A 19642-nucleotide genomic window follows, 5' to 3' on the forward strand; every position below is an offset into this window, starting at 1 on the left:
CTTGTATCTCCAGAGTGGGTGGACCAGTCAAAAAGGAAACTACAGCGCCATCCTGCGCGCCCATTCATTGCCATCCCACAAGCTGCTCGGGTGTTCTTCCTGCACCACGGGCGCATGCGATTCGTCGAGGTCGCTGAAATCCGCATGCAAGCCATCGCGGATGGACACAAAACCGGGCGAGCCGCGCTGGCGCGGGTGGGCCAGCGGCACGTCCTGCACCCGGCGCACCTTGCCCGGGCGGGCGTCGAGCACGACGATACGGTCGGCCAGATAGACGGCTTCATCAATGTCATGCGTGACCATGACCATGGTGATGCCCTCGTCCTGCCACAAGCGGCGCAACTCCTGCTGCAAGCGCAAGCGGGTCAGCGCGTCGAGCGCACCGAGCGGCTCGTCGAGCAGCAGCACGTCGGGCCGCCCGACGAGGGCGCGGGCAATGGCCGCCCGTTGCGACATGCCGCCCGATAACTGATGCGGGTAGGCATCCGCGTAGCCATCGAGGCCCACGCGCGCAATTTCCGCCGCCACGCGGGCGGCCCGCTCGGCCAGCGGCACCTTGGTATTGCTGAAGGCCACGGCCACGTTCTGCTGCACCGTCAGCCAGGGAAACAGGCGGTGGTCCTGGAACACGAGGCCCCGGCGCAGATCCGTGCCACGTATCGGCACGCCATCGTGCAGCAGCAAGCCCGTGTAATCCGTATCGAGGCCCGCCAGCAGGCGCAGCAAGGTGGACTTGCCGCAGCCGGACGCGCCCACGATGGCGACGAATTCGCCCGGCGCGATGGTCAGCGAAATATCGTCGAGCACGGGCAGCGGCGTGCCTTTCAGCGAAAACGACTTGCTCACGTGCTGCACTTGCAAGCCGCCGCTCAGGTACTGCTGTTGCGGCGACAAGGTCGATGGGGAAACGAAATCATTCATGGCGCACTCTCTGCGGTGGGGGCGAGGGAAGGAATGGCGGCGGGCGGCGCCCGGCGCAGCCAGCGGCTGCCGTGGAACACCAGCCAGGCGGCCAGCCAGGGAAATAGCCAGATCAGGAACACATTGCGCAAGCCCGTCAGGTCGGCCAGGCGGCCCGCCGCCAGCGCGCCGGCCGTGCCACCCACCATGCCGAACAGGGTCAAGTGGGCCGAGACCCTGGCCTTGTCGACGGGCGCGCGGGCGATATTGTCCGTATTGACGAGGTTATTCACGCCCAGTCCCAGGCCCAGCAGCATGGAGGCGGCCAGGTAGGCGATGCTGGAAGGCCATAGGCCGAGGATCAGCAAGGCGGCCATGATGGCCAGGTGGGCGCCGCCATACAGTTGCTCACGGTAGCGGCTGGCCAGCACGAAGCGCCCCAGGAGCAGCAGCACCAGCACGCAACTCAAGCCCTGCACGGCCATCAGCCAGACGGAGTGATGCGCAGGCCAGTGCAGCACGCGGATGGCCAGCAAGATGGAAAACACGCCCACGCTGGACGCCGTAAAGCTGGCGAGGATCTCGAACAGATACGTGCTGCGCACGATGGGCAGGCGCAGCAGTTCGCGCAGGCTGGCCGCGCCGGGCAACAAAGCCTGGCCCTCCAGCTTGCGCGGCGCCGTATTGCTGGGCAACACTTGCCAGCCCAGCACGGCCAGGATGGCGAACATCAGGGCGGAAATCAAAAAGCCTGCTTTGAGCCCCAGCTGCGCGATCAGGTAATTGCCGCACAAGGGTCCGAGGAATTGCATGCCCAGGATCAAGGTCCCCTTGTACCAGCCCGCCTTGCCCTGGCCCAGTTCCGGCAGGCGCACGAGAAACACGGTACTCATGGCAACGATGCGCAGCGAGATGCACAGGCCAACCAAGAACATCAGCAGGGCCACCCATTGCCAGCCCGGCAGCCACGGCAGCACGCAAAAGGCCAGCGCCAGGCTCAGGCTCACTCCCGCGTACAAATGCTTGGGATTACCGCGCGACAAGATATAGCCGGCCGGAATGGTACCGAGCGCCATGGCCAGGGTTTCCGCGCTGCTGATCGCGGCCAGCTGGAAATTGCTCACGTGCAAATGTAACCCCAGCAGGGTCGCCAGCACCTTGTTCATGCCGATGGTCACGCCAGACAACAAGGTCAAGCCGATAAAGCGCAGCAGGAAGGCGCGCAGCTCGCCTTCGCGGGCGGTGACGGCCGCGTCTGACTGGAATGGCAAGGATTCACTCACTGCTGCGCCCCTTCACCAACAGGCGCGCGAGCCGCGCGAACGCCACGTTCATCGCTTGCGCCAGCAAGGCGATCACGAGCACGGCCAGCAGGACGACGTCCATGCGGCCCGACACTTCGCCATTGAGCAGCAAGGAACCCATGCCGGGGCCAGCCGAAAACAGCAGTTCGCCACCCAGGCAAGCGAGCCAGGCGAACGCCAGCGCATGCGTGACGCCGGTGACGATGGCCGGCATGGCGCCCGGCAACAGAATCTGGCGCAGGGTCTGCGTGCGCGTCAGGGTCAGCACCTGCCCCACTTCGCGCAAGCGCCCCTCCACCTGCCGCATGCCCGCATACGTGTTGAGCACGGTGGGATAAAAGGCGGCGATGGCGATCACCAGCAGCTTGGCGCCATCGCCATTGCCCACCCACAAGCCCAACAAGGGGATCAGGCCCAGCAGCGGGACTTGGCGGATGCTGTGGAACAGCGGGCCGATCAGCCGGTCCGCCAGCGGCGACTGCGCCATCAGCGCGCCCGTGACGATGCCGGCGCTGCCGCCCAGCAGCAAGCCGGCCAATGTCCTGCCCAGGCTGGCGCGCAAATGCACCCACAGTTCGCCCGTCAAGACCAGGTCGCGCAAGCTGTGCGCCAGGTCGCCCAGCGAGACAAAGATATAGGCGGCCGCCGCGCCTTGGCCCGAGGCCCATTGCCAGGCGCCCAGCAAGGCCAGCGGCAGCAGCGCACCCTTGATGATCAGTACCAAACGCTGCTTCATGCAGATTCTCCATTCCGTTTCCAGCGCATCAGCCGTGCTTCCAGCGCATGGCAGAGCCGGTCCAGGCCGAAGCCGATCACGCCCGTCAGCACCACGCCCACCATCACCACGTCGAGGCGGAACATTTGCCGGCCCATTTCCATCATCTGGCCCAGGCCGCTGTCGGCGGCCAGCAATTCCGCGCCCACCAGCACCATCCACGAACGCGACAGGGCGATGCGCATGCCCGTCAGTGCGGCCGGCACGATGGCGGGCAGGACGATCAGGCGGATGCGCTGCCAGCGCGAAAAGCAATACACTTGCGCCACTTCAAAGTAGCGCTGCGACAGGTTGCGGATGGCGTCATGCACGGCCAGCGCGACGATAAAGAAACTGGCCTTGGCCACGATAAACACCTTGAAACTCTCGCCTATGCCGAACAACAAGATAAACAGGGGGATCAGGGCGACCGTGGGCAGCTGGCGCAAGACATTGAAGGTGGGGTCGACATAGCTGCGCAAGCCTGGCGACAAGCCCAGTACGACGCCAAACGCCAGGCCCGCGCTGGCGCCCAGGCCAAAGCCGCTCAGCAGGCGGAACAGGCTGATGGCCAGGTGCTGGCCCAGTTCGCCGCTGTCGGCCAGGTCGCGCGCCGTCAGCAGCACTTGCCATGGCGACATCAAAATGTGCGCAGGCATCCATTCGAAGGTGGTGGCGGCCGTCCACAGCAGCAGCAAGGCCAGCGGCGACGCCCACACGGACCAGGGCGAGCGCAGAAAGCGCCGCAGCCGGGGAACAGAAGCCGCACGCGCTGGCGCGGGGGCGCGCGGCAGGGTGATCGTGAGGGAAGTCATGGCGCCCAGTAAGTTTGCAATTTCAGCTGCGCCAGCGCCTGGTTGACGAACTGGGGCGCGAACAGGCTGTCGACTTGCAAGGGCCGCGCTATCAGGCCCGCGCTCTTCGCATACGCCGCCTCGCCCACGTAATGCTGGCGCAGGCTGGCCGTAAACAGGGGCGACCAGCGCGCCTGCCACGGCGTATGATCGCCCGCCAGTTCGCGCCGCACGACGCTTTCCACCTGGCCCGCGGCCGCCTCGGTGCGCACGTATTCATCTTCGCCGCCGGCGCCGGCGGCCCGGTGGTGCTCGCGCACATAGGCCGTCACCACCAGCTGGGCCAGCTGCGGATAGCGTTGCAGGAAACCGCTGTCGGCCCACAGTTCCGCGCGCATCTTCCAGTCCTGCGGCGGCGCCTTGCTGGCCCATATGATCTTGCCCACCCTCTTATCTTCGAGCAGGAAAGCGTCGCTGAGGGTAAAGAAGGCGTCCGCGCCACCGGTCGCCACGGCCGCCGCGCCCGCCTGGGGATTGAGGTTGAGGATTTTCACGTCGCGCAAGCTCATGCCGTTCGCTTCCAGCAGGCGCGCGAACGGGTATTCCCACGGCCGGCCACGGTGCAGGGCGATCTTCTTGCCCTTCAAATCCTTGATCGACCTGGCCGTCGAGCCGTTCGGCACCACCAGATAGGTGTTGTTGGCGCTGCCGCCGGGCAAGATCAGCCGCGTCCGCAAGTCCGAGGCATTGGCGATAATCGACGGCAGATCGCCATACTGCGCCAGGTCGATCGAGTGGTTGGCAAACGCCTCGTTGACTTGCGTCGCCACGGAATTGGTCGTGACGGGCACCCATTCCAGCTTCACGCCCAGCTTGCCCAGCTCGGCCGCCAGCCAGCCTTGCGAGGCCACCTGGGCGGCCGAGCCGGCAAACACGGTCTTGCCGGACGGCGCCGTGCGCGCCACGACGGCGATGCGCACGGCGGCCGGCAACGGTTCGGCGGCGGCCATCATTGGCGCCAGCAGGCTGGCCGCCAAGGCGGCGGAGACGAGCGCGCGCCAGTGCAAACGTAAGAATTTCAATGACATCGTGGGCCTGTTCTTGAACGGTTTATACCAAGTCGGTGGCGGGCAATAACGACAAGGCGCGCGCCGTGTCGATCAGCTTGCTCATCTTCCATTGCTGCAGCAGCACGCCGGGGCCGAAGTCGCGCGAACCGCCGATGGCTTCGGCCGCGATCTGTATCTGCGCGCCCTCTTCCAGCAGCAGGATGAACTCGGCCAGCTTCAGCAAGCCCTGCTTGCCCCACACGGTGGCGCCGCCATTCGCTTCCAGGATGGCCGTCGCATGCGTATTGCGCGCGATTTCGCCGAGGATGAAATCGACTTCCGGCTGGCGGCGGTCGATATAGATGGGAATTTCGCGTATCAGCTGGAAGCGCTGCACGGGCACGTAGCGGATCGGCAGCGTGCGGTGCGTCTGCGCCCAGGCGCCCAGCGATGGCGAGTGCACGTGCGAGATCGACGTGACTTCCGGCCGTTCGCGGAACAGCTTTAAATAGCGCGCACCGCCGTTATTCGCGTCGCCGACGATCACCGTGCCATCGAGCGCCAGCACGGCCGCCTTCAATGGCTGGCCGCGACGGAACGGGCCCGGATCGTTGACCACCACGGCCTTGTCGCCGCCCGGCGTGCGCTCGACAAAGCCCACCGTGCCGTTGGCCGTCAGGCTGCCCGTCTCGCGCAAGCCGTCGAAGGCGATCTGCGCGTCGCGCCGCACCTGCTCGACGAAGGCCAGTTCGGCCGCCGTCAGGTCCTGCGCCTGTACTTGTTGTGCTTCCGCTTGTGCCACGTCTGTCATGTCATGCTCCATTTGCTTGAGTTGGAATACGGGTCAGTCATGCCTCTACTTTCGCAAGACGCGTGCCAGCCCTGGGGCTCCGAAAATGGTGGCGCACTGCTGCCTGCGCAACAGCGGCTGCTGGCATGGCAGCAGGAGCTTGCACACGCGCTGTCGGCAAGCCAGCAAGCGGCGCGGGCACGTTTCCTGCACGGTTCCAGGCTTCACCCACCACCAAGGAATCCCATGACTACCGCAACATCCCCCGCCGTCGATACCGTCTGGTTCACCCGCTGCCCCGTGCCCACGGCCACGGGCCTGGCCTATAAACTGGGCTGGCTGGACGAGGAATTCGCCCGCGACGGCATCGCCCTGAAAACCCTGCAGGAAGTGGGCGGCGAACTGGCGCGCCACCATTACGACCACGGCCTGTCCACGCTCGTGCGCGAAGGCGGCAACCTGCTGGCCCTGCCCGCGCGCGCGCAAGGGGCGCCCACGCGCCTGATCGGCCTGACGTGGATCGATGAATGGCAAGCCATCCTCGTGCGCCCCGGCTCCGGCATCGCGACGCCGGCGCAGCTGCAGGGCAAGCGCCTGGCGCTGCCCGTGTTCCGCGCCGAGGACTTGCGCGAAAACCGGCGCGGGCGCAGCATCGCGCGCGGCATGAGCCTGGCCGGCTACAAGGGCGTGCTGGCCTCGGCCGGCCTCACCTTGGACGATGTACGGCTGGTGGAAGTGGGTGCCGACGCCCAGCCCTCGGCCAATCTCGGCGCGGGCCTGTGGCAAGGCATCGCGCCGCTGCTGCGCGGCGAAGTCGACGCCGTCTACGTGAAAGGCGCGGCGGCGGCCGAAGCGGCCCGCACGGCGGGGCTGGAAGTGGGCATCGACATCGACGCCCTGCCGGACCGGCGCTTCCGCGTGAACAACGGCACGCCGCGCCCGATCACCGTGCATGAAACGATGCTGGAACAGCATTTCGAGCTGGTCGTGCGCTTTTTGACGCAGACCCTGCGCGCCGCGCACTGGGCCCGCAGCCACCAGGCCGACGTGCTGGCCATCCTGCAGGGCGAGACCCGGGCCGGCGCCGACGCCGTGGCGGAAGCTTATCGGGACGGTTTTCATCTGACCCTGGCGCCCGACCTGTCCTACGACAAGGTGGCGCTGTTCCGCCAGCAAAAGGATTTTCAGCTGCAGCACGGCTTCCTCGATCGCGACGTGGATATCGAAAGCTGGATCGACCGCAGGCCTTTGGAGGAGGCGCAGCGGCGGCTGGAGGCGTTGTTGCGGGTGGCGGCTTGATGCGGTGGTGGTGTTGTCGGCTTACGCTGCGCTAAGCCGACCTACCGCTGCGCCAGGCCGGCCTACCTGATCAAAAAAATGGCCGGCGAGTTTGCCGGCTTCACATCAATCAATCGCCATCAGAACTGGATGGTGTACGACGCGCCCACCGTGCGGCCCTGGCCGATGATGACGGTGTCGCCGTTGACGGCACCGGGCACGAAGCTGGTCAGGGTGTGGTTGCGGTAGACCTTGTCGGCCAGGTTGTTCGCATAGGCCGTGATCCGCTGCTTGCCGCCCGGGAGCACGTACGACAGGCGTGCATTGGCCAGCGCGAAGCCGCCCTGGTTCAGCAAGTCGCGCGCGGCGTTTTGCGGGTCGACATAGTAGTACTGCTTCGACGTGTAGCGCACGTCGCCGCTGAAGACCAGCTGTGCGCCATTGCCCAGCGGGTAGCGGTAATCGGCCGCCAGCAAGGCCGTCACGTGGGGCGAGCGCACGAATTCGTTGCCCGAACGGTCGCCGCCATTGTTCTGGATGGCGAAATCGTCGAATTCCGTGCGCAGCAAGCCCACGTTGGCGTTGATGTGCAGATTGTCCGTCGGCTGCGCCTCGATCTCGAATTCCGCGCCATTCACGTGGGCCTTGCGCACGTTCTGCAGGTAATTGACGCTTTGCGTGGGGTCGCCGTTGTACACGCCCGTAATATTGACCTGCACGTTCTTGTAATCATAGTGAAAAACGTTGGCATTGAAATTCAAACGCCCGTCCAGCCATTCCGACTTGATGCCCGCCTCGAACGAATTCAGGGTTTCCGGTTTCACCGTGTTCAGGGCCCGCACGTCCGTGGCGCTCGTGTTGTAGCCGCCCGACTTGATGCCGTGCGCGTATTTCAAATAGCCGCGCAGGGTCCGGCTGAAGCGGTATTCGGGTGTCACGTCATACGTGAGCGCATTCCACGTGGTCGAGGGATTCGACGTGAAGTTGTTGTTGGCGACCGACGCGGCCGCGTAATTGCCGCCCCGGACCGTGTCCCACCAGCTGGCCGCATCGCCAAACGTCACCGTGTTCGATGCGGCCTGCACGCGCTGCAAATCGAGGTCTTTGGTTTCCGTCGTCCAGCGCAGGCCGAAGGTGGACAGGAACTGCTCGCTGAAGTTGACGGTCGTGCTGCCGAAGATGGCCGCGCTGCGCGCCTTGTGCCGGTAGATGGTGCGGTTGTAGCCGACGGGCTGGGTGCTGCCCGCCAGCGCCGGCACCGTGCCGTTGGGCAGGCGCGCGCCGGCCGAGTCGGAATCGATCTTTTCATTGAAATAGAACAGGCCCGCCACCCAGCTCACGGTGCCGTTTTGCGGCGACGTCAGGCGCAGCTCCTGCGACACTTGCCGGCTGCTGGCCTTGGAGCGGCTGCGGCCCACTTCCAGCGGCGTGTTGTCGCTGTCGCCCGTCGCCTCGTTCCTGAAATTTTCATAGCCCGTGATCGACGTCAGGGTCAGCTCGCCCAGCGCGTATTCCAGGTTCAGCTGCGCGCCGCCCTGTTTCACGTCGCTGTCGGCCGGCGCATTCGTGCTCACGTCATCGGGATTGGTGCTGGGGATGTAGCCATTGCGGTAGACGCCATTCGCGCCATAGCTGGCCACCGTCGTCGTGGCGCCCTTGGTCGTGTAGTCGCGGTAATGCAGGTTCAGGTTCGCCGTCAGGTCGCGCCCGATCAGGGCCTTGAGCTGGCCGCGGATGGCGCTGTCCTTGAGTTTTCCATCGCGCTCGCCCGTAAACCGGTTGTGGAAGCGGCCCCTGTCCTGCTGTTCCGTATGGAAGGACAAGCGCCCCGCCAGCACCTCGTCGACGAGCGCGCCGCCAATGGCGCCTTCGGCCAGCTTGGTGTCGTAGCTGCCGTAGTCAAGCTTGGCGTAGCCGCTGGACTTGAACGAAGGCTTGCGCGAAATGACGTTGATGGCGCCACCCGTCGTATTCTTGCCCCACAAGGTACCTTGCGGGCCGCGCAGCACTTCCACCCGGTCCAGGTCGAACAGGGGAAAGCCCGTGGCGCTGGAATTGCTGATATAGACGTCGTCGAGGTAGAAGCCGACGGGGTTCGGGAAATCGATTTGCTGCTGGCCCGCGCCCACGCCGCGTATCCACCAGCGCGGGCGGCCATGCTGCTGCGTGCCGGCCGAAGCGTTCGGCACGTAGTTGAGGATCTCGCTGGCCGAGCGGCCGATGCCCGTGTCGAGCAGTTCCTTGCCACCGAGGACCGTGATCGCGCTCGGTACCTTTTGCGCCGACTCCTCGCGCTTTTGCGCCGTCACCGTCACCGATTGCAGGGATGCACCCTCGCCCCCGCCGTTCGCGTCGACGGCGGCAATGGCGTCGGCGCCAGGCGTTTCCGCATGGACCATGCTCGAAGCGAGCATCAGGCCGCCGACGGCGAAGGCCGAGCGCAGCGCGCGGCGCACTGGCGTCAAATGAAAGGGGAAAGAAGAAACGGCGGCGGAGGCAGTCGAACGGCGCATGGGTGATTATCCTTGAGTAAAGTCAAAACGCGAGATGGTGATGACCTGTATTGCAAGGCGCATGCCCGCTGCCGCAGCGCAGAAAAATCGTTCTTAAGTGATTGATTTCAAAGGAAGACTATCGTCATGATAGTGCTGTTGATTTGGCAGCAGCGACGCTGCCGCGTGCTGCCTGCGCGACAGCAGGCGGTAACGCTGCTGTCGCGGCAACAGGTGATACTCAGGCGGCGCGCAGGAGCGCCGACGTGTGTCCCCGTACGAGCGGCAGCACTTCCTCGCCAACCCTGTACGCTTCTTCCAGATGCGGCGTGCTGGCCAGGATGAAGGCGTCGGCGCCCAGTTGCACCAGTTCGTCGAGGCGTTCGGCCACCTGCTGGTAGCTGCCGACGATGCCCTGCGTCTGGCCGCCGCGCAGCAAATTGAAACCGGACCAGATGTTCGGCGCCGTGATCAAGTCCTTGTAGCTGTTCAGGGTGGTCGGGCGGTTGCCCCGCTGGCGCGCCGCGCCCACGGAGTCGCCGCCATCGGCGCCGAGGAACTGGCGCAAGGTGGCGGGGTCCACGGCGTCAAAGCCCTTGCGCACTTCGTCCCACGCTTCTTCTTCCGTGGCGCGGGCCACGATGTCGACGCGCACGGCGCATTTGATCTTGCGGCCCAAGAGCGCCGTCTTTTCATGCACGCGGGCGAATTTCTCGCGCAGCTGCTCGAACGGTTCCAGCCACGTCAGGTAGTAATCGGCATGCTTGGAAGCGGAACCAAGGGCCGCGTCGGACGAGCCGGAAAAATAAATCTCGGGGAAATCCTGCTCCGACAGCGGCGTGGCCAGGCCCGCGTCTTCCACCTGGTAGAACTTGCCCTGGTAGGAAAACGGCCCGCCGCGCCACACGCCGCGCACCACGTCGAGAAATTCCGTCGTGCGCGTGTAGCGGTCGTCGTGGCCGGCCGAATCGCCCCACCACAGCTGCGCCGGACCGCCGCCGCCCGTGATCACGTTGTACAGGGCGCGGCCGCCCGTGGCCCGCTGCAGGCTGGCCGTCATGCGCGCGGCCACGACGGGGTTCAAAAAACCGGGCTGGAACGGGATCATGAAGCGGAAGGTGCTCGTCTCGCGCGCCAGCAGCGCGGAAATGGCCCACGGTTCATCCGTCATTGGGAAAGACGGAATCAAACCGCCCTGGAAACCCGACAGCTCGGCCGCACGGGCGATTTCCGCCAGGTAGTCGATATACGTAAAACCGTCGGCGCCGCCGCCACCGAGGCCGGCCTGGCGCAGGTTGTCATTGCCGGGAAACCAGTCGCCGCGAAACGGCGTGCGGGCGCGGTGCGAACTCGGTTCGCCATGCGTGGGGATGCGCCAGAAAAAGTCGATTGCCATGTAGTGGTACTCCTTCAAATTAGGGGATTCAGGCCGCTTGCCGTTGCGTGTACAAAGCCGCCCGCACAAGCGGCAGCACGTGCTCGCCGATGCGGTAGGCTTCCTCGAAATGGGGGATGGCCGCCAGCACGAAGCTGGAGATACCCGCCTGCGCATACGCTTGCAGCGCGGCGCTGACCTGTGCATAGCTGCCAACCAGGGCGCCGCGGGCGCCCGTCTGCGCCTGCGCAAAGCCGGGCCAGAAGGCGGCGGCACCGGCATCGAATGGCGCATCGTCGGCCAGTCCCGCGCCACTGCGGTAGCGGCGCGCGTCGCGCAACGCTTCCTCGAACGTTTCACGGGCCAGCACGTCGATGCGCACGCCCGCCGCCACCGTGCGGCCCAGTTGGCGCGCCTGCGCTTGCAGGCTGGCGATGGCCGGCTGCAGGTCCGCCACGGGCGCCGCGTCGAACACGTGCACGTCGGCCTGGCGCGCCGACAGGGCCAACGCCTCCGGGCTGTCCCCATTCAGGTAAATGGTGTTAATGGGATGGTTCGCCAGCGGCCCCTTGAAGCCGCCGTCCTGCACCTCGAAGAACTTGCCCTTGAAGCTGAACGGCGAAGTACTTTGCACGCCGCGCGCCACCGTGATGAATTCATCGATGCGGGGCAAGATGTCAGCGTCCGTTGCGGCATCGCCCTGGCGCCGGCGCGCCGCGGCATCGCCGCCGTGGCCGATCTGCCAGGCGAAGCGCCCGCCCGTAAAGCGCTGGAAGCTGACGGCGTTCTTTGCCGCATACACGGCAGAACCCCAGGCCGCGTCGAATTCGGCGATCAGTTTCAGATGCCGCGTGCTGCGCGCCAAATACCCTGCGACGATCCAGCTTTCATCGCCCTGCGTATCGTGGCGTATCTGGATGCCGTCGAAGCCGGAAAGGTCGGCCGCGCGGGCGATCTGGTGCAGGTAATCGAAATAATTGAAGGGCGGACGCACGCCGCGCGGGTCGCCCACGCCCGCCTGCAAAGGACTGGGCGCGCCGGCGCTTCGCTCGCCCCGGCGAAAAATGCCGGGCGCCGCGTAACGGCCGTCGCCGCCGGTGGGCAATTGCCAGATGAATTCGATGGTCATGCATGGACTCCTGTCGTGGGTCGAAGAAAAGGCCGCGGCGCATCGTGCGTGGCGACCTGCCCTTCCCTCCTCGCAGAAAACATGCCATGCGCTGGACGCCCATCGAGGCCCGAAGCTGCTGCTTGCGCAGCAATCGGCTGCACCGCCGGCAGCAGCGTGCTGCGCGCGCAACAGCCATGAAAAAAGCCGGAGCCGCATCGCTGCGGGTCCGGCTCCGGGAAGTCCATCATGCGCCTAGTCGATGGCGCCCGCCTTTTTCAGGAAGGTGCGCAGGATGTTGCGGCTCAGGTTCAGGTGTTTGGCCGTGCGCACCTGGTTGCGCTCGTTGCGCTCCCACGCGGCGCGCACCAGTTCCTGCTGCATCGCTTCGAATTCCACGGCTTCGCCCGAGTCGAGCAAGGCTTGCCAGGCGCGGGCAAAACGCTCGGCGGCCAGCATATCGTCCTGGCAGGCCGCGCCATGGGCCGCGTAGGCGATGTCGGCGCCGCCGGCCCAGGCGTCGGGAACAGGCGCAGAGACAGGTGCGGCGGCAGGCGCGCGGTGCCAGCCCGACAAGCTCAAGTCCTCGGCCCGCACGACGCCGCTGCGGCACACGAGCAGCGCGCGGTGGATGACGTTTTCCAGTTCGCGGATATTGCCCGGCCACGGGTAGCCGAGCAAGGCCTGCTGCGCGTCCAGGCCCAGTTCCACCTCTCCCAGGTGCAGGCGCTGCGCATAGATGGCCATGAAGTGGCGCGTCAGCGGCATGATGTCGCCCGGACGCTCGCGCAAGGGGCGCAGCGGCAGGCCGATTACCTGCAGCCGGTAATACAGGTCTTCGCGGAAGCGCCCGGCCCGCACGGCTTCGGCCAGGTCCACGTTGGTGGCGGCGATCAGGCGCACGTCGATGGAGATGGCGCGGCGCGCGCCCAGGCGCACCACTTCGCGCTCCTGCAGCACGCGCAGCAGCTTGACCTGCATCGCCAGCGGCAAGTCGCCGATTTCATCGAGGAACAGGGTGCCGCCGCTGGCCGTCTCGAACCAGCCAGGTTTACCCTGCAGCGCGCCCGTAAACGCGCCTTTCTCATAGCCAAACAGCTCGCTCTCGACGAGGGTTTCGGAAAACGCGCCGCAGTTGATCGCCACAAACGTCTGTTCGGCGCGCCCGCTCAAGCCGTGCACATGGCGCGCGATCAGCTCTTTTCCCGTTCCCGTTTCGCCCGTGATCAGCACCGTCGCCTCGCTGGGCGCGATGCGCTCGATCAGTTCGTGCAACTGGCGCGAGCGGGGATCGGCAAAGACAAAGGCCGTGGCGCGCACCAGCAAGCTCATTTGCTGCGGGTCGCGGAAGGCGACCAGCGCCTCGCTGTCGCCGTCATCGCCGGCGCCCCGGGCAAGGTGGGCGCTGCGCGCGAAATCGCTGCTGAAATTGTGGGCTAAGAGTTCCATGGGCCGACTATACCGCGCTCCATCCGCAGGCGTGAACGAATGGTGCCGCGCTAGCTTATCCGGATTTTGCATATGCGGGGCGTTGGTCCGAACCTTGCTGCGGCAAGGGAGCCGGCAATGTCGCCTGCCAACCCGCATACGCTGGCGCGGGCCGCGTGAGCGCGGTTCGACTAAGCCTGGTCCGGATCGAAATGCTTGCGCAAGCCTTGCCAGCACTCGAAATAGTCGTTTTGCAGCAGTTCGCCGTTCAAGGCGAACGGCGTCGGCTTGAGGATGGTGCGCGTCTCGAACATGAAGGCCATGGTGTCGGCCACCTTCACGGGCGCGCTCGTGTCGCTGTGCGAGGCGCGTTCAAACGTCTGCGCATCGGGGCCATGGCCGGACATGCAGTTGTGCAGGCTGGCGCCGCCCGGAACGAAACCGGCCGCCTTGGCGTCGTACACGCCATGGATCAGTCCCATGAATTCGCTGGCCACGTTGCGGTGGAACCAGGGCGGCCGGAATGTGTGTTCGGCCGCCAGCCAGCGGGGCGGGAAGATGGCGAAGTCGATGGCGCCCAGCAGCGGATTTTCGCTCGGTGCCTGCAGCACGAGGAAGATCGACGGATCCGGATGATCGTAGCTGATCGAGCCGATGACATTAAAGCGGCGCAGATCATATTTGTAGGGCGCGTAATTGCCATGCCAGGCCACCACGTCCAGCGGTGAATGGTCCAAGATCGTGCGCCACAGATGGCCGCCGAACTTGGCCACCAGTTCGCACTCGCCATCGATATCCTCGTAGGCCGCGTGCGGCGTGAGGAAGTCGCGGGCGTTCGCCAGGCCGTTCGAGCCGATGGGGCCCATGTCCGGCAGGCGGAAGGCCGTGCCGAAGTTTTCGCACACATAGCCGCGCGCCGCGCCGTCGGACAGGGTCACGCGGAAGCGCACGCCGCGCGGGATCACGGCGATTTCCTGCGGTTCCAGCTCGATCAAGCCCAGTTCCGTGGCAATCGCCAGCCGGCCTTCCTGCGGCACGACCAGCAGTTCGCCATCGGCCGAATAGAAGAAACGCTGCATCGAGCGGTTTGCCGCGTACACGTGGATGGCGCAGCCGCTCATCGTTTCGGCGCTGCCATTGCCGGCCATCGTCTGCCAGCCATCGATGAAGTCCGTTGGCGTCGCGCTGTCGGGCAGCGGCAGCGGGTCCCAGCGCAGCTGGTTCGGCGGAGTGAAAGGCATGGCGTGGAAATCGCTGACGATGCGCGTGTTGGCCAATAAGGTAAATGGCGGATGCTGGCTGGCGGGACGGATGCGGTACAGCCACGAGCGCCGGTTCTGCGCGCGCGGCGCCGTGAAGGCCGTGCCCGAGAGTTGCTCAGCATACAGGCCCAGCGGCGCCTGCTGTGGCGAATTCTGCCCCTGCGGCAAGGCGCCGGCGATGGCTTCCGTGGCAAATTCGTTGCCGAAGCCGCTTTGGTAGCCGGCGCCTATCATGCCGGCTCCGCCAGGCCGTCGGCCGCGTCGCGCAGCAAGCCCTGCACCACGTCAGCCTTGCCGATGGCGCCCATGGCCAGCAAGGCAAAGCGGGCCAGGAACAGGGGCGAGCGCTGTTCGCCCAGGCCGCCCATGGTGTGGCACAGCTCGGTGTAAAGATTGTCCAGTTCGATGTCGGTCATATGATCTCCTGATTTCCAGTGTTCTTCCTTCGCTAACCCGAAAAGCGAAAGAGCCGGGGTCGGACCCTCAGGGTCCGACCCCAGAATTTGCGATTGGGTTTGGCTCAACACAATAGCCGTTTCAAAGCAGCAACCACCTGCCCCGCCTGCACTTGCCGCCAGCGCCCCAGCACATGGCCATCCGGGCGCACGAGGTAAAAACTGCCAGGCTGCGCGTCGAACAGCGAAAATACCTGCGCCGTGTGGTCCCAGGCGCCCCCTTGCGCCCCGCTGCGGGTGATCGCCACGGTCGTCAACGGCAATATATCGCACAGCGCCAGCAGTTCGGCAGGCACGGCGCCATCGTCGCTGAAATACAGCCCCGTGAAATGACCATCGGCGCGCTGCACCAAATCGGTAATATACCCGGCTTTTTGTCCGCCGTTGTGCGACAGCGCCAGCGGACACTCGGGCAAGACCGTGCCCGGCGCAGGGCCTTCTGCAAACACATCCGATTCCAGCGCATTCAAGGGCGACTGCGCATACGCGATGGCGCTCGTCTGGCGCGGGTTGATCAGGGAGCGCACGTGCGCGTGCTTGCCCGCCAGTCCCAGCACGGCCGTGCGCATGAGATCGAAGGCAAACGTGGGAGGCGCCATGAATTCCGTGCTTTTGGTGCCGTGGCGCAGGTTTTCATGGGCGGCGTACACGCGCTCGTCCGAATAGCTGTCCAGCAAGGCCTGCGGCGCCAGTCCCTTGACGACGTAGGCCAGCTTCCAGGCCAGGTTGTCCGCGTCGTCGATACCCGAGTTCGCTCCGCGCACGCCGAAGATGGGCACGAGGTGGGCCGCATCGCCAGCGAACAGCACGGGGCCGTGCCGGTATTTTTCCAGGGTCAATGCGTTGGCTTTATAGATAGTGATCCACACGGGATGCCACGGCTTTGTCTCCCCCATCATGGCCAGCAGGCTGTCGACGCGGGGCGCCACGTTTTCCAGCAGCACGGCCGCCTGCGCATCCTCGTCGTCGCGCAACTGGTAGTCGATGCGCCAGATATCGTCGGGCTGCTTGTGCACCAGCACGGTGGAGCCGGGATTCGACGGCGGGTCGAAATACGCGAGGCGCTCCGTCGGACGGTCGCTTTTCAGGTGGATGTCGACGATGACATAGCGCCCTTCATAGCTGGTGCCCTGCAGTTTCAGGCCCAGCGCTTCGCGCACGACGCTGCGCCCGCCATCGGACGCCACCAGCCAGTCCGTCTCGATACGGTAGGTTGCATCGGGCGTGGCGACCGTGACGGTGGCGCCATCGGCGTGCCTGTCCACGTTCGTCACCCGCGTTTGCCAGCGGATATCGATCAGTTCGGGCTGGCGTTCGGCCGCGTCCAGCAGGAATTGCTCGATATGGTATTGCGCAAGGTTGAGCATGGGCGGCAGCTTCTGGTTCGCATCTTGCGGCATCGTGAAATGCAGTACTTCTTCCTCGCGGTAAAAGCTGCGTCCACCTGCCCACGGCAAGCCTTTGCTGATAAAACCGTCGAGCGCGCCCAGGCGGGCTATGATTTCCAGGCTGCGCCGCGAGATGCAGATGGCGCGGCTGCCCGTGCACACGCCATCGTCCGCTTCGATCAGCACGCTGCACACGCCGTGACGGGCCAGGCCCAGGGCCGTGGCCAGCCCCACGGGGCCGCCGCCGACGATCAGCACCGGGACGTGCTGCGTCGATGCGCCCGCCGGCTTGCCAGGCGGATAGACTTTCGGCACATGGGGATATGGATGAAACGTGTCGCTCATGATGGGTCCTCTTCAATCAAGATTGTTCTTTGCCGCCACGGGCGATGGGCAGGGTCAGCACGATGGCCGCGCCCGCCACCAGCAGCACGCTGGCGTACAGCAAGCCCGTGGCAAAGCTGTGCGTGAAATCCTTCAGCCAGCCCACGACAACGGGGTTCAGGGCCGAGCCGATATTGCCCGTCGCGTTGATGACGGCGATGCCGATGGCGCGCGCGCCCAGGCTCAGGGCGCGGTCCGGTGTCGTCCAGAAGACGGACATGGCCGTGTACGCACCCGTCGAAGCCATGCATACGCCCAGCAGTTGCATCTCAGGATTGCCGGAATATGCGGTCAACAGCCAGCCGCCGGCCGACAGCAGCATCGGCCAGACGATGTGCCAGCGGCGCTCCTGCAAGCGGTCCGAGCGGCGGCCCCAGGCGATCATGCCGATGACGGTGCACACTTGCGGGATGGCCGCCAGCAAGCCGATCTGCGTGTTGCTGGCATTGCTATTAAAACTTTTCACGATCAGCGGCGTCCACACGGCCACCATGGCCAGGGTGTTGACCAGACAGAAATAGGCGACGCCGAATTTCAATACCGTGGGCGACAACATTTCCGTCAGAACCGAAGTCTTCTGCTGGGACGCCACCGGCTTGTGCTCGGCCGCCAGCATGCGCGCCAGCACCTGCTGTTCCAGCCTGCTCAGCCAGTTCGCCTTGTTGGGCGAGTCGTCGAGGTAGCCGTACACGGCCAGGCCCAGCAGCACGGATGGCATGCCTTCGAGCAAGAACAGCCATTGCCAGCCCTTCAAGCCCCAGTGCCCATCAAGGCCCAGGATCAGGCCCGACAAGGCCGAACCGATGGCGGCCGTCACGGGCATGGCGATCATGAACAGGGCATTGGCGCGTGCCCGGTAGGCGCTGGGAAACCAGTACGTCAGGTACAGCAACATGCCGGGCAAAAAGCCCGCTTCCGTCACGCCGACGAGAAAGCGCAGCGCATACAGGCTGGCCGGACCGCTGGCGAACAGGGTCGCCGTCGAGGCCAGGCCCCAGGCGATCATCATGCTGCCTATCCATTTACGCGCGCCGATGCGGGCCAGCACGATGTTGCTGGGGATGCTGCACGCGATGTAGGCGATGTAAAACAGGGTGGTGGCAAAGCCGAACTGGGTGCCGGACAGGCCCAGGTCCTGCATCATGGTCAGGCCGGCAAAGCCGATATTGATGCGATCGAGAAAGGAAAACACGAACAGCAGGAACAGAAATCCCAGCAGGTGGCGCGATACCTTGCGCATCACCTGCTGTTCCAGTTGATTGGCGGCCGCGTCAGGAACGGGCGCAGTGGCGGGGGTGGCCGCTTTGGCGATGATCATGCTTGTCTCCATAAGGTGTCGCCCTCCCCTTGCTGTTTTTATTGGGTGAGAGCGGCCGGGTGATCCCGGCTTGAAACACAGTATGCAGACGGCGATGCCGGCGGCTGTCCCTATTTTGGGGACGTTTTGCGGCTAAACCAGTCAGAAAGGCGGAGCCATTGCTACGCCAAAAGTACTAAGGCGCTGGTGCCATGCACAGCGCGAACAACTGGCGCTGGCTGGAAATGCCCAGGCGTTTATAGGCGCGCTTCTGGTACGTCGTCACGCTGGACGGCTGCACGCCCATGATCTCGGCGATTTCCACGGCCGTAAGGCCTTCGAGCACGCAGCGCAGCACGTCCAGTTCGCGCTTGCTCAAGGCGGGACAATGCTGGCGCAGCCTGGCCAGCATCATGGGCGCGACGCCCTGCGTATTCTGGCCGTTCAGGCTGTAATGGTGCTTGACGGCATGCGCAAACAGCGGCGACAGGGTCTCGATGCTGGCCACTTCGCCGGGCAGGAACTGGCCCTGGCTGCTGTCGCGGTAAAAATTGACGGACAGCCAGATATCGCCGGCCGGTTGCACCAGCAGGGACAAGCGGTCCGACACATTCGGTTTTTGATAGCAGACGGCACGGTAGCCGGGATGGTCGATCTCGTCGCTGGCTTGCTGATGCAGCACGATGGCGGGATCGATTTTCCGCCCCGGCACGGGCGCAATCACGCGCTGGTTGCCATCGAGCGCGTAATAGTGGCGCGCATAGCTGTCGGCAATATCTTGCAGGAAACGTCCGCCGCGCCGGTCGGCCACGGCCACGGTGCGCGGACGGTTGCCGAATTCATAGGCAAAGATCGTGCACTGGGCTATGGGCGCGACCGTGCTGACCGTTTTCAGGATGGCCCCGGCGACGGCATTCACGTCGGCATGGCCGATGGCAGCCATCAGCTCCAGGGTACGCCCGAAGTCCAGCTGCCCTTCCGCCTGCCGCCGCTCGACGCGCCAGTAACGCATATCGGCTTTCTTACTGCCCGCGCTGCGGCAAGACCCAGTCCGGCCGGATGTAATGGCAGGTGTAGCCATGCGGCAAGCGCTGCAGATAATCCTGGTGCTCCGGTTCCGCTTCCCAGAACGGGCCGGCCGGCGCCACTTCCGTCACCACCTTGCCGGGCCACAGGCCGGAGGCGTCAACGTCGCGGATGGTGTCCTCGGCTATGCGCTTTTGCTCGTCGCTCGTGTAATAGATGGCCGAGCGGTAGCTCGTGCCGCGGTCATTGCCCTGGCGATTTTCCGTGCTGGGGTCGTGGATCTGGAAGAAGAATTCCAGGATCTTGCGGTAGCTGATGACCTTCGGGTCGAAGATGATCTCGATCGCTTCCGCATGCGTGCCGTGGTTGCGGTAGGTGGCGTTGGCCACGTCGCCGCCGCTGTAGCCCACGCGCGTGGCGATCACGCCCGGATAGCGGCGCAGCAAGTCTTGCACGCCCCAGAAGCAGCCGCCGGCCAGGATCGCCGTTTCATTGCCTTGTGCATAGTCTTGTGCCATGGTGTCTTTCCCGTTCTAGTCAGAAGCAGCTATCTTACCC

The 19642-nt window shown here is 65.2% G+C and carries 17 protein-coding genes; 1 reads left to right on the plus strand and 16 read right to left on the minus strand.

The window, feature by feature from the left end:
* Window positions 1-39 precede the first annotated feature (39 nt).
* From BLU39_RS01885 to BLU39_RS01910, 6 genes are read right to left on the minus strand one after another with little or no spacing between them, the layout of a single operon-like run.
* Window positions 40-921 (minus strand): ABC transporter ATP-binding protein, encoded by an 882-nt coding sequence (locus tag BLU39_RS01885; RefSeq protein WP_092708878.1) that lies wholly within the window; start codon window positions 919-921, stop codon window positions 40-42.
* Window positions 918-2183, minus strand: coding sequence for an MFS transporter (locus BLU39_RS01890; RefSeq protein ID WP_139178121.1), 1266 nt, complete (start codon window positions 2181-2183; stop codon window positions 918-920). The genes BLU39_RS01885 and BLU39_RS01890 overlap by 4 nt, the downstream gene beginning before the upstream one ends.
* Window positions 2176-2940, minus strand: a complete 765-nt coding sequence (locus tag BLU39_RS01895) for an ABC transporter permease (RefSeq protein ID WP_092708884.1) — start codon at window positions 2938-2940, stop codon at window positions 2176-2178. The genes BLU39_RS01890 and BLU39_RS01895 overlap by 8 nt, the downstream gene beginning before the upstream one ends.
* Window positions 2937-3773, minus strand: coding sequence for an ABC transporter permease (locus tag BLU39_RS01900; RefSeq protein ID WP_092708887.1), 837 nt, complete (start codon window positions 3771-3773; stop codon window positions 2937-2939). Before BLU39_RS01900 ends, BLU39_RS01895 begins: the two co-directional genes overlap by 4 nt.
* The gene (locus BLU39_RS01905) at window positions 3770-4840 is read right to left on the minus strand and encodes a PhnD/SsuA/transferrin family substrate-binding protein (RefSeq protein ID WP_092708890.1); all 1071 of its coding nucleotides are present in this window, start codon (window positions 4838-4840) and stop codon (window positions 3770-3772) included. The genes BLU39_RS01900 and BLU39_RS01905 overlap by 4 nt, the downstream gene beginning before the upstream one ends.
* Before the next feature lie 22 nt (window positions 4841-4862).
* On the minus strand, window positions 4863-5612 hold the full coding sequence (locus BLU39_RS01910; protein ID WP_092709858.1) for a class II aldolase/adducin family protein: 750 nt from the start codon (window positions 5610-5612) through the stop codon (window positions 4863-4865).
* A gap of 225 nt (window positions 5613-5837) precedes the next feature.
* Between BLU39_RS01910 and BLU39_RS01915 the strand changes: the two genes are divergently transcribed.
* Entirely contained in the window at window positions 5838-6890 is a 1053-nt protein-coding gene (locus tag BLU39_RS01915; protein WP_092708893.1) for an ABC transporter substrate-binding protein, read from the plus strand.
* 119 nt (window positions 6891-7009) lie between these two features.
* Here the strand turns inward: BLU39_RS01915 and BLU39_RS01920 are convergent, their stop codons facing one another.
* The 10 genes from BLU39_RS01920 to msrA form a co-directional block, all read right to left on the minus strand.
* Complete coding sequence (locus BLU39_RS01920; RefSeq protein WP_092708896.1) at window positions 7010-9382, minus strand: TonB-dependent receptor; 2373 nt, start codon at window positions 9380-9382, stop codon at window positions 7010-7012.
* Window positions 9383-9602: 220 nt separating this feature from the next.
* The gene (locus BLU39_RS01925) at window positions 9603-10757 is read right to left on the minus strand and encodes an LLM class flavin-dependent oxidoreductase (protein WP_034755824.1); all 1155 of its coding nucleotides are present in this window, start codon (window positions 10755-10757) and stop codon (window positions 9603-9605) included.
* Between the two features lie 28 nt (window positions 10758-10785).
* On the minus strand, window positions 10786-11865 hold the full coding sequence (locus BLU39_RS01930; protein ID WP_092708899.1) for an LLM class flavin-dependent oxidoreductase: 1080 nt from the start codon (window positions 11863-11865) through the stop codon (window positions 10786-10788).
* Window positions 11866-12099: 234 nt separating this feature from the next.
* Complete coding sequence (locus tag BLU39_RS01935) at window positions 12100-13293, minus strand: sigma-54 interaction domain-containing protein (RefSeq protein ID WP_092708902.1); 1194 nt, start codon at window positions 13291-13293, stop codon at window positions 12100-12102.
* Between the two features lie 170 nt (window positions 13294-13463).
* Complete coding sequence (gene hmgA, locus BLU39_RS01940; protein ID WP_092708906.1) at window positions 13464-14768, minus strand: homogentisate 1,2-dioxygenase; 1305 nt, start codon at window positions 14766-14768, stop codon at window positions 13464-13466.
* Entirely contained in the window at window positions 14765-14950 is a 186-nt protein-coding gene (locus BLU39_RS01945) for a DUF2783 domain-containing protein (RefSeq protein WP_092708909.1), read from the minus strand. The genes hmgA and BLU39_RS01945 overlap by 4 nt, the downstream gene beginning before the upstream one ends.
* 104 nt (window positions 14951-15054) lie before the next feature.
* Window positions 15055-16722 (minus strand): FAD-dependent oxidoreductase, encoded by a 1668-nt coding sequence (locus BLU39_RS01950; RefSeq protein ID WP_092708912.1) that lies wholly within the window; start codon window positions 16720-16722, stop codon window positions 15055-15057.
* Between the two features lie 16 nt (window positions 16723-16738).
* Window positions 16739-18079, minus strand: a complete 1341-nt coding sequence (locus BLU39_RS01955) for an MFS transporter (RefSeq protein ID WP_254788859.1) — start codon at window positions 18077-18079, stop codon at window positions 16739-16741.
* Between the two features lie 175 nt (window positions 18080-18254).
* Entirely contained in the window at window positions 18255-19070 is an 816-nt protein-coding gene (locus tag BLU39_RS01960; RefSeq protein ID WP_092708918.1) for a helix-turn-helix domain-containing protein, read from the minus strand.
* A gap of 10 nt (window positions 19071-19080) precedes the next feature.
* Window positions 19081-19602 (minus strand): peptide-methionine (S)-S-oxide reductase MsrA, encoded by a 522-nt coding sequence (msrA, locus tag BLU39_RS01965; RefSeq protein WP_092708921.1) that lies wholly within the window; start codon window positions 19600-19602, stop codon window positions 19081-19083.
* Window positions 19603-19642: the final 40 nt, after the last annotated feature.

The organism is Janthinobacterium sp. OK676, from assembly GCF_900103595.1.
Taxonomy (GTDB): domain Bacteria; phylum Pseudomonadota; class Gammaproteobacteria; order Burkholderiales; family Burkholderiaceae_D; genus Janthinobacterium.

Excerpts from the sequence above, each read along its gene's own strand:
- BLU39_RS01885 (WP_092708878.1), bottom strand. The coding sequence starts at position 921 with ATGAATGATTTCGTTTCCCCATCGACCTTGTCGCCGCAACAGCAGTAC.
- BLU39_RS01895 (WP_092708884.1), bottom strand. The coding sequence starts at position 2,940 with ATGAAGCAGCGTTTGGTACTGATCATCAAGGGTGCGCTGCTGCCGCTG.
- BLU39_RS01900 (WP_092708887.1), bottom strand. The coding sequence starts at position 3,773 with ATGACTTCCCTCACGATCACCCTGCCGCGCGCCCCCGCGCCAGCGCGT.
- BLU39_RS01905 (WP_092708890.1), bottom strand. The coding sequence starts at position 4,840 with ATGTCATTGAAATTCTTACGTTTGCACTGGCGCGCGCTCGTCTCCGCC.
- BLU39_RS01910 (WP_092709858.1), bottom strand. The coding sequence starts at position 5,612 with ATGACAGACGTGGCACAAGCGGAAGCACAACAAGTACAGGCGCAGGAC.
- BLU39_RS01915 (WP_092708893.1), top strand. The coding sequence starts at position 5,838 with ATGACTACCGCAACATCCCCCGCCGTCGATACCGTCTGGTTCACCCGC.
- BLU39_RS01920 (WP_092708896.1), bottom strand. The coding sequence starts at position 9,382 with ATGCGCCGTTCGACTGCCTCCGCCGCCGTTTCTTCTTTCCCCTTTCAT.
- BLU39_RS01925 (WP_034755824.1), bottom strand. The coding sequence starts at position 10,757 with ATGGCAATCGACTTTTTCTGGCGCATCCCCACGCATGGCGAACCGAGT.
- BLU39_RS01930 (WP_092708899.1), bottom strand. The coding sequence starts at position 11,865 with ATGACCATCGAATTCATCTGGCAATTGCCCACCGGCGGCGACGGCCGT.
- BLU39_RS01935 (WP_092708902.1), bottom strand. The coding sequence starts at position 13,293 with ATGGAACTCTTAGCCCACAATTTCAGCAGCGATTTCGCGCGCAGCGCC.
- hmgA (WP_092708906.1), bottom strand. The coding sequence starts at position 14,768 with ATGATAGGCGCCGGCTACCAAAGCGGCTTCGGCAACGAATTTGCCACG.
- BLU39_RS01945 (WP_092708909.1), bottom strand. The coding sequence starts at position 14,950 with ATGACCGACATCGAACTGGACAATCTTTACACCGAGCTGTGCCACACC.
- BLU39_RS01950 (WP_092708912.1), bottom strand. The coding sequence starts at position 16,722 with ATGAGCGACACGTTTCATCCATATCCCCATGTGCCGAAAGTCTATCCG.
- BLU39_RS01955 (WP_254788859.1), bottom strand. The coding sequence starts at position 18,079 with ATGATCATCGCCAAAGCGGCCACCCCCGCCACTGCGCCCGTTCCTGAC.
- BLU39_RS01960 (WP_092708918.1), bottom strand. The coding sequence starts at position 19,070 with ATGCGTTACTGGCGCGTCGAGCGGCGGCAGGCGGAAGGGCAGCTGGAC.
- msrA (WP_092708921.1), bottom strand. The coding sequence starts at position 19,602 with ATGGCACAAGACTATGCACAAGGCAATGAAACGGCGATCCTGGCCGGC.